The organism is Terribacillus halophilus (assembly GCF_900101385.1).
GTDB classification, from domain to species: domain Bacteria; phylum Bacillota; class Bacilli; order Bacillales; family Amphibacillaceae; genus Terribacillus; species Terribacillus halophilus.
The window spans coordinates 668,533-677,014 of the sequence record NZ_FMZB01000001.1; the positions used below are offsets into that span (position 1 = coordinate 668,533).

The 8,482-nt window shown below is 46.2% G+C and carries 7 protein-coding genes, 1 rRNA gene and 1 other annotated feature; of the genes, 6 read left to right on the plus strand and 2 right to left on the minus strand.

Annotated features, from left to right (window positions below; translation table 11 throughout):
* Window position 1 precedes the first annotated feature (1 nt).
* Entirely contained in the window at window positions 2-511 is a 510-nt protein-coding gene (locus tag BLQ53_RS03250) for a gamma carbonic anhydrase (RefSeq protein WP_093725817.1), read from the minus strand.
* Between the two features lie 88 nt (window positions 512-599).
* Here BLQ53_RS03250 and BLQ53_RS03255 point away from each other — a divergent pair, with 88 nt between their 5' ends.
* On the plus strand, window positions 600-1,682 hold the full coding sequence (locus tag BLQ53_RS03255; RefSeq protein WP_093725818.1) for a tetraprenyl-beta-curcumene synthase family protein: 1,083 nt from the start codon (window positions 600-602) through the stop codon (window positions 1,680-1,682).
* A 17-nt stretch (window positions 1,683-1,699) separates the two neighbouring features.
* On the opposite strand, the gene mnmM is transcribed toward BLQ53_RS03255, so the two are convergent.
* The gene (gene mnmM, locus BLQ53_RS03260) at window positions 1,700-2,269 is read right to left on the minus strand and encodes a tRNA 5-(aminomethyl)-2-thiouridylate-methyltransferase MnmM (protein ID WP_093725874.1); all 570 of its coding nucleotides are present in this window, start codon (window positions 2,267-2,269) and stop codon (window positions 1,700-1,702) included.
* Window positions 2,270-2,454: 185 nt separating this feature from the next.
* Between mnmM and BLQ53_RS03265 the strand changes: the two genes are divergently transcribed.
* The 5 genes from BLQ53_RS03265 to BLQ53_RS19035 all read left to right on the plus strand — a co-directional run.
* Window positions 2,455-3,402 (plus strand): BMP family ABC transporter substrate-binding protein, encoded by a 948-nt coding sequence (locus tag BLQ53_RS03265; RefSeq protein ID WP_170829561.1) that lies wholly within the window; start codon window positions 2,455-2,457, stop codon window positions 3,400-3,402.
* Between the two features lie 5 nt (window positions 3,403-3,407).
* A complete protein-coding gene (locus tag BLQ53_RS03270) occupies window positions 3,408-5,069 on the plus strand; it encodes a methyl-accepting chemotaxis protein (protein ID WP_093725820.1) in 1,662 nt (553 codons plus the stop codon).
* Window positions 5,070-5,110: 41 nt separating this feature from the next.
* Window positions 5,111-5,323 (plus strand) — a binding site (T-box leader).
* Window positions 5,324-5,397: 74 nt separating this feature from the next.
* Window positions 5,398-7,812 carry a leucine--tRNA ligase gene (gene leuS, locus BLQ53_RS03275; RefSeq protein WP_093725821.1) on the plus strand — a complete coding sequence of 805 codons (2,415 nt, stop codon included), beginning with the start codon at window positions 5,398-5,400 and terminating at the stop codon, window positions 7,810-7,812.
* A 60-nt stretch (window positions 7,813-7,872) separates the two neighbouring features.
* Complete coding sequence (locus BLQ53_RS03280) at window positions 7,873-8,178, plus strand: rhodanese-like domain-containing protein (RefSeq protein WP_093725822.1); 306 nt, start codon at window positions 7,873-7,875, stop codon at window positions 8,176-8,178.
* 223 nt (window positions 8,179-8,401) lie between these two features.
* Window positions 8,402-8,482: ribosomal RNA gene (locus BLQ53_RS19035) — 16S ribosomal RNA — on the plus strand; the annotation flags it as partial.

An 8,482-nucleotide genomic window follows, 5' to 3' on the forward strand; every position in this document is an offset into this window, starting at 1 on the left:
TTTATGTTGTTTCTTTATATAATTTACTTTTGCTGATATATTCCAACCGAATTCGCTCCATGTCCTGGTAATCGGTTTCCGTCAAATCCCGCACGACTTTGGCAGGTCTGCCGAATGCAAGCTTGCCGGAAGGGATCGTTTTGCCTGGAGGTATGAGTGAACCCGCTCCGACATACGCGCCATCTTCCACGACCGCTCCATCAAGGATAAGGGAGCCCATGCCGACCAGAGCATTCTTACCAATCGTACAGGAATGCAGTGTAACTTGATGACCGATCGTGGCACCTTCCTTTATAATAAGGGGGAGATCAGGACTTTGATGAAGAACACAGAGATCCTGGACATTGGCACCTTCTCCAATCATAACGGGTGAAACATCTCCCCGTATGACCGTTTTGAACCAGATGCTGGCATCTTTTTGAATGGTTACATCTCCTGTAATAACAGCATCTGGAGCTACATAAGCTTCATTGTGAACATGTGGACGTTTCTTGTCGTATTCGTATATCATTTGAATACTCCTTTCGTTTATGTTCTTATAGAATTAATAGATTTTTTGGAAAGAAGACAATCCCGGATTCGAGGAGCGATATTGAACAATGGCCCAACAAATACCAAAGTCATCGGTTTTACTTATGCATCAAGTATATCGAAAAATATTCCCTGAAGTACATAAAGAATTGGAATTATGGAAACAGCGGGCAGAAGCAATCCCGGACCCGGAACTGCGGAAACAGGCACTGGAAAGTATTCGGACGAAACGCTTCCATTGTCAGGGTGGGGCTGTATACAGTCTGCTGGCAGGGGATGCGTGGAAACAGGCTATCAAGTTCATCATAGCGTATCAGACCATCAGTGACTATCTGGATAATTTATGCGATCGCAGTACTTCGCTAGACCCCAATGATTTCCGGCTTCTACATCAATCCATGCTGGATGCGCTGCAGCCTGGCGAAAAGCTGAAGGATTATTACGCATTACGCGAGGAGGGTGAAGATGGCGGCTATTTGCATTCTCTCGTTTTCACTTGCCAGACAATCCTCGGAAAACAGCCGAATCTGCAAATCATGCATCCTTATCTGCTGAAGCTCTCCGGATTATATGGCGATCTGCAAGTGCACAAGCATGTAGCGAAGGAAGAGAGAATCGAGCGGCTTACGAATTGGTTCTCCCTTTATCAAGAGGACCATCGTGACCTTACTTGGTATGAATTTTCGGCTTGCAGCGGATCGACACTTGGCATCTTCTGCTTCGTATCTTACGGAATGGGGATGGAGCTTGATCATCAATTGGCTGAAGATATCTATCGAAGCTATTTCCCGTATATGCAAGGTCTGCATATCCTGCTGGATTATTATATCGATCAGATGGAGGATGAGGCCGAAGGTGATCTGAACTTCTGTCACTACTACCGGGACTCGGAGGAAATGCGCGAAAGACTGCAGTATTTCATCGAACGGACGAATGAAAGTGTACAGCGTCTGCCGCATGCTTCTTTCCATGAAATGGTCCATCATGGGCTTGTCGGTTTGTACTTGGCAGATAGTAAGGTGAGTCTGCTAGCCGATGGCAAGCAGATGATAAAATCGCTGCTTAGGGCCAGCGGCAATAAATCGAAGTTTTTCCACTTGAACATCAAAGCATATAATAAAATGAAAGAAGCGCGTACCCCGATCGGCTAAAGGGGTCTGCGCTTCTTTCATTTTTTCTTCTCGATTGCAATGATGAATGGTGGATTGTTCTTTTGATTAAGGAAGCGGTACTGCAGGACACCATAATACTTTTGATCATAATCCTTCACATAAGCAAGCAGTCCTTCTTTTTCAATCGCGCCCTCTGGATGGCCATGATAAACAACCAATACGATTCTGCCGCCTGGCTTCATTGCATGGCGAATTTTCTCGATGGCAGTGATGGTGCTTTCTGCGTTGGTTGTAATCGCTTTATTGCTTCCTGGCAGATAACCTAGATTGAAAATAGCCCCGGCAAGCTTTCCTTCGTCTGCGGGCTTTATATAATGATCGACACGCTGGTGGCTATCCAAGATCAAAGTCGTATTGGTGACATCGTGCATGGCCAAGTGCTTGCCTGTTATCTCGATGGCTTGTTCCTGTATATCGAATGCCAGCACCTTTCCTTCATCTCCGACCAAGTGGCTGAGCACGAGTGTATCGTTGCCGTTGCCGCATGTTGCATCAATAACCGTATCTCCTGGCTGGATTACTTGCTCCATCAGTTCGTGCGCATAAGCGATGACATGTTTTAGCATTTCCTGAAATCCTCTCTCTGACAAATTGTTCTCTCTTAGTTTTACGCTACCTGCTTCCATTTAGCAAATCAAATCTCTCTTATGTAAAGATAAATTTACAAATAATTTACCGAAATTATGTAGAAACGTGTCGGAATAAGGACCATAGTAGTAGTGTAATGGAAAAGAAAGGAGTATATCGACACATGCATAAGCGCATCCTTATACCTATTTGTATTTTGCTTCTATGTTATGTAACTGGGTGTGCCGCCAATTCGGCAGCTGCCAAACTGGATGAAGAGAAACGTATCGGAATCATACTGACAGAAGCGGGTCTTGGTGACCAGGAATGGAATGACGTGGCAATCGAGGGGTTGACTAAAGCAAGAGACCGTCTTGATATCGTTTATACATATAAGGAAATAACCCCAGAGCAATCCTATGAGAAAGCATTGGAAGAGTTGGCTGAAGAAGGTATGGATACAATCATCACGATAGAGTCAACAGCCAAGGATGCTGTCTCCAAACAAGCAAAAGCCAATCCTGATATTACATACATCGCTTTTGAAACCGATTTGAAAGGTGATAATCTGTACGGCTATCAGTTTGATGCCGGACAGGCGGGTTATTTGGCTGGTGTAGCCGCTGCCACCGTAACAAAAACTAACAAAGCAGGCTTTATCGGTGATCGATCCAGTGCATATCTTAAAGGGTTCGAACAGGGTGTGGCGGATACCTCCAAAGAAACCGAACTGCTCGTCAAGGAAGCATCCATAGATGATGAAGCTGCCGGTAAGCGATTGGCGCGGGAGCTGATCGATGAGGAAGTGGATATTCTTTTCGCTGAACCGGGAGATGCTGGAAAAGCAATGATCGAGCAAGCAGCCTTGGCAGATAGATATGTGATCGGAGCTGGTGGTGACCAAGCCTATCTTGCTCCTGATCATGTCGTTACATCTGCCATGCTGCAAATCGATCATGTCTTATTCGAATTTCTGGAACGATTATCCAAAGGCAAACAACTGCCTGAGGGCGATGTGATTGGTTTGAGGGAACAAGCGGTAGGCTTGAGTCCGATTGGCGTGGTCAGTATCACTGACACAGTCGAGGGGAAAGTTCATACGGCAACACAGAAGCTGATAGAATCGGAGTGAGTTAAATGAAACTGACACGGAAACTTTTTCTTCAATCAGCAGCTACGAGTATATTAGCTTTAGCGCTTATTGCATTCATCATCTTCAGTATGGTGAGAATCAACGCCTCAAGCTACGAGCAAGTCCAGCACCTCCTGCAGCTTCAGCAGCTGGACAGCCAGCTGAATAATGCTGGACAGATACTAAAGAACACGACTACGATTCGTACGGATACATCGGCTGCAGAATTACGTTCTTATTTGGAACAGAGCCAATCGAGCTTCGAGCAGCTGGCAGCAACATCAGAAGGTCAGTCATCCGCCTATCTCAACGCGGGATTGGAAAAATATGCTGAGTGGCAAGGAGAAGTGACGAGCCTCCTGACAAATGTGAATGAGATGGAAGCACTGCGGTTATCGAGCCGAGTTCAAGGGCTGCTGAATGATATATATATGGCGAACGCATACAGTACGGCAGCATATGAAGATGAACAGCTTGCACTGCAGAATCAAATTACTTTTGTAATAGTGGTGTCGGTTGTTGGTGTGTTATTGCTGATTCTCATCACTAGCTATACTTCGAGAAGGACGAGCAAATCCATTGCTAATCCATTGCTGGCATTGGCATCAAGGACAAACCAGATTGCGTCCGGAGATTTGACTGTGCAACCGATAGAAAAGGCTGGCAGTCTGGAAATCAGTGAGATGAATCTTTCATTCGGCCAAATGACAGAACAGTTGAAGAGCCTGATTCGATCTATCGAGAAAGCCAGTGATGAAGTGGCTGGAATGTCTGAGGAAATTGACAAAGACAATCGGAATCTCCAAGCACTGCATAAGGAAATTGCTGCTTCTGTCGGCGAAATTACATCCGGCTCCCAGCGCATTTCCTCCGATCTTCAGCAGACGGTAGCCTTGATTGAACAGATGGACAAGCAGGGAAGTGAGAACAGTGCATTTGCGACAGAGACAGTTGAACTTGGAAAACTTGCGTCAGAAGCAGCCCTCCGCGGTCGTGAAACTGTACAGAATCAGCAGAAGCTGACAGTCCGGAACGGAGAAAGCAGGGAGTTGATGGAAGCGTCTTTGCGGGATTTCATACAATACTCACAGCAAATCGAGCAAATGGTTGCGTCGGTTGCTTCCGTTGCGGAACAAACTAATTTGCTTGCTTTGAATGCGGCAATTGAGGCGGCCAGGGCTGGTGAGGCGGGTAAAGGCTTTGCTGTCGTTGCAGAGGAAATCCGCAAACTTGCTGATGAATCCAAATCTTCGGCTGATAGTATTTATCAAACAGTAGGTGCGATCCGCAAAGGTACGATGAATTTATCAGAGGCTGTGCAATTCGGTCACGAAACAGCCAAAGCTGAAACAGCTTCCATGGAAAGTATGGAATCATCATTTGTAGAGATCGAGGAAAAATTCGAATCCATTGCCAACCGACTGCACCAAATCCAGAGCGGAAGTGTCCAGTCTGAACGGTTTGGGGCGGAGGTGCTTGCCAGAGTGGAACAAATTAGCAGCACACTTCAGGAAAATACAGCAAAGACGGATGTTGTCCATCATTCTACCAATGCCCAGTATGGAGCATATGAGCAGCTTGCCATGACAGTCGGTCAGCTTGACCGCGTAACACGTGAACTACAGGAGGCTGTTTCGGTATTCCGGACGGAAGATGCCGAATCTTGACAAATGCGGCACAGTTCCGTACACTGAACACAACAATACTGTGAACGATGAGGAGAAGGAGTAGTAGCAAGCACTGCTTGGTTTAAGAGAGACGGCACTCTGGTGCGAGCCGTCCCGGCATCTTGTGAACTCGCCTTTGGAATTGCAAAAGGGAACTGCCAGTACTTTTTGCCGTTTTCCGCGTTAAGGAATGTCGAGCGGGCGCATATGCGCTAAGTTGGGTGGTACCGCGGGAGAAGCCTCTCGTCCCATTATTGGGATGAGGGGCTTTTTTCTTTGCTTCACGGTCAGATTGTTCAAGTTGAAGAGAGTACAGGAGGCACACGATATGTCATTCAATCATCATGAAATCGAAAAGAAATGGCAAGCTTATTGGGAAGAAAACAAAACGTTCAAAACAGATACTTCCTCTGAAAAACAAAAGTTCTATGCCTTGGATATGTTCCCTTATCCATCAGGTGCGGGTCTGCACGTCGGGCATCCTGAAGGTTACACAGCTACAGATATTTTGTCTCGTATGAAACGGATGCAAGGCTATGAAGTGCTTCATCCAATCGGATGGGATGCTTTTGGTTTGCCGGCGGAGCAGTATGCGCTGGATACTGGGAATGATCCTGAAGAATTTACGAAAAAGAATATCGCAACCTTCACAAGGCAGATCAAAGAGCTTGGTTTCTCATACGACTGGGATCGTGAAGTAAATACAACAGATCCAGATTACTATAAATGGACGCAGTGGATTTTCCTTCAATTGTATAAGAAGGGACTTGCTTATGTTGATGAAGTAGCAGTTAACTGGTGTCCTGCACTTGGTACTGTCCTTTCCAATGAAGAAGTTATCGACGGAAAGAGCGAACGCGGCGGTCACCCTGTCATTCGCAAGCCGATGAAGCAATGGGTGCTTCGTATTACTGCTTATGCTGATCGTCTGCTTGAAGACTTGGATGAACTGGACTGGCCGGATAGTTTGAAAGAGATGCAGCGTAACTGGATCGGCCGCTCAGAAGGTGCTGAAGTTACCTTCCGCATAGAAGGCACAGAAGAAAGTTTCGATGTGTTCACGACTCGTCCGGATACTTTGTTCGGGGCCACATTTGCGGTCATGTCCCCTGAGCATCCGCTTGTTGACAAAATTACGTCCGATGCCCAGCGCGAAGCAGTCGATGCCTATAAGGAAGAAGTAGCTGCAAAGAGTGACTTGGAGCGTACCGACCTTGCAAAAGAGAAAACAGGTGTATTCACTGGTGCATATGCCATCAATCCAGTCAACGGTGAAAAAATGCCGATCTGGATCGCTGATTACGTGCTGATGAGTTATGGTTCTGGAGCAATCATGGCTGTACCGGCACATGATGAACGTGACTATGAATTTGCGAAGACTTTCGATTTGCCGATCAAAGCGGTTATCGAAGGTGCCGATATTGAAAAAGAAGCGCATACTGGTGAGGGAGCGCATATCAACTCTGATTTCCTTGACGGTATGAATAAAGAAGAAGCTATTACGGCAGCGATCAAGTGGCTGGAAGAGAACGAACATGGTTCTAAGAAAGTAAGCTACCGCTTGCGTGATTGGGTATTCAGCCGCCAGCGCTACTGGGGTGAGCCGATTCCTGTCATTCATTGGGAAGATGGCACAATGACAAGTGTGCCGGAGGAAGAGCTGCCGCTGGTACTTCCGAAGACTGATGAAATCAAATCATCTGGTACTGGTGAATCCCCGCTTGCAAATATTACGGAATGGGTGAATGTCACAGATCCGGAAACAGGTAAGAAAGGCAAGCGTGAAACACATACAATGCCACAATGGGCGGGAAGCTGCTGGTACTTCCTTCGTTACATCGATCCGAAGAACCCGGAAAAGCTTGCCGACTTCGAAACACTGAAGAAATGGCTGCCGGTTGATGTATATATCGGTGGAGCAGAACACGCTGTCCTTCATTTGCTATATGCACGTTTCTGGCATAAGTTCCTTTACGACATCGGAGCAGTCCCGACAAAAGAGCCTTTCCAAAAGCTGTATAACCAAGGGATGATTCTTGGTGAAAATAATGAGAAAATGAGTAAATCCAAAGGGAATGTTGTCAATCCTGATGATGTCATCGAGTCTCATGGCGCAGATACACTTCGTTTATACGAAATGTTCATGGGTCCATTGGATGCTTCGATTGCTTGGTCTACAAATGGACTGGATGGTTCCCGTCGATTCCTTGATCGGGTATGGCGCTTATTCATGACAGAAGCAGGGGAGCTTTCGGATAAGGTGCAGGATATCGATGCCGAAGAACTGCAAAGAAGCTACCATGAAACAGTGAAAAAAGTGACTGAGGACTTTGAGGCTTTGCGTTTCAATACAGGCATCTCCCAATTGATGGTATTCATCAACGATTGCTATAAAGCACCTGTCATCCCGCGTGAATTTGCGGAAGGATTCACGAAGCTGCTTTCACCAGTTGCACCGCATATCGCCGAAGAGCTGTGGAGCAAACTAGGTCATCAGGAAACCATTACGTACGCGGCATGGCCGGTTCATGATGAGTCGAAGCTTGTAGAACAAGAAATTGAAATCGTATTACAGGCGATGGGTAAAGTGCGGGCAAAAGCAATGGTTCCGCATGATGCATCCAAGGAAGAACTGGAGAAAATCGCACTTGATAATGAACAAATGCAAAGCTGGCTTGAAGGAAAGACTGTTCGAAAAGTGATTGTCGTTCCAGGCAAGCTAGTGAATGTAGTAGCAAATTGATAGATGAATCCCTTCTGTGCTTGCAGGAGGGATTCTATTTAAGTAAAGGGGAACTGTGGGATGCGCAATATACAACCGGAAGAACTTGATGAACTTATTGAAAACGGTACTTTGGCTTATAAAGTGATTGATGTACGGGAAGATGAGGAAGTGGAGCAAGGCATGATTCCGGGCGCCATTCATATTCCGCTGCAGCAGATACCTGAGAAGCTGCCGGAATTGGCTGTGGACGAGACATATGTACTTGTATGCCGAGGTGGCCACCGCAGTATGAATGCAGCAGCCTTCATGGAAAACCAAGGGTATGATGTGATCAATATGGATGGCGGTATGCTGGAATGGAAAGGCGAACTAGTTTTCAAGTGAGATGAGAAACATGGCAAGGGAGGCGTTTTCGACGTCTTCTTTGCTAATAATCTATTTTTCTTTGAAACTAGTGTTGACAGTCTCGAATCATGGTGGTAGTATGTAGTTACTGTCGCAAGGCAGTCATTGATCTTTGAAAACTGAACAAAACAACCAATTACGAACTAAACGACATGATCATTAAGATCAACGTCAGCTCTAACGAGCGCAAAGCATCAACACTTTCATGGAGAGTTTGATCTTGGCTCAGGACGAACGCTGGCGGCGTGCCTAATACATGCAAGTCGAGCGCAGGAAACCAGAT

What these genes read in the sequence shown, in the direction of transcription:
- BLQ53_RS03270 (WP_093725820.1), top strand. Translation starts at nt 3,408, where the DNA reads ATGAAACTGACACGGAAACTTTTTCTTCAATCAGCAGCTACGAGTATA.
- BLQ53_RS03280 (WP_093725822.1), top strand. Translation starts at nt 7,873, where the DNA reads ATGCGCAATATACAACCGGAAGAACTTGATGAACTTATTGAAAACGGT.
- mnmM (WP_093725874.1), bottom strand. Translation starts at nt 2,269, where the DNA reads ATGCTAAAACATGTCATCGCTTATGCGCACGAACTGATGGAGCAAGTA.
- BLQ53_RS03265 (WP_170829561.1), top strand. Translation starts at nt 2,455, where the DNA reads ATGCATAAGCGCATCCTTATACCTATTTGTATTTTGCTTCTATGTTAT.
- leuS (WP_093725821.1), top strand. Translation starts at nt 5,398, where the DNA reads ATGTCATTCAATCATCATGAAATCGAAAAGAAATGGCAAGCTTATTGG.
- BLQ53_RS03255 (WP_093725818.1), top strand. Translation starts at nt 600, where the DNA reads ATGGCCCAACAAATACCAAAGTCATCGGTTTTACTTATGCATCAAGTA.
- BLQ53_RS03250 (WP_093725817.1), bottom strand. Translation starts at nt 511, where the DNA reads ATGATATACGAATACGACAAGAAACGTCCACATGTTCACAATGAAGCT.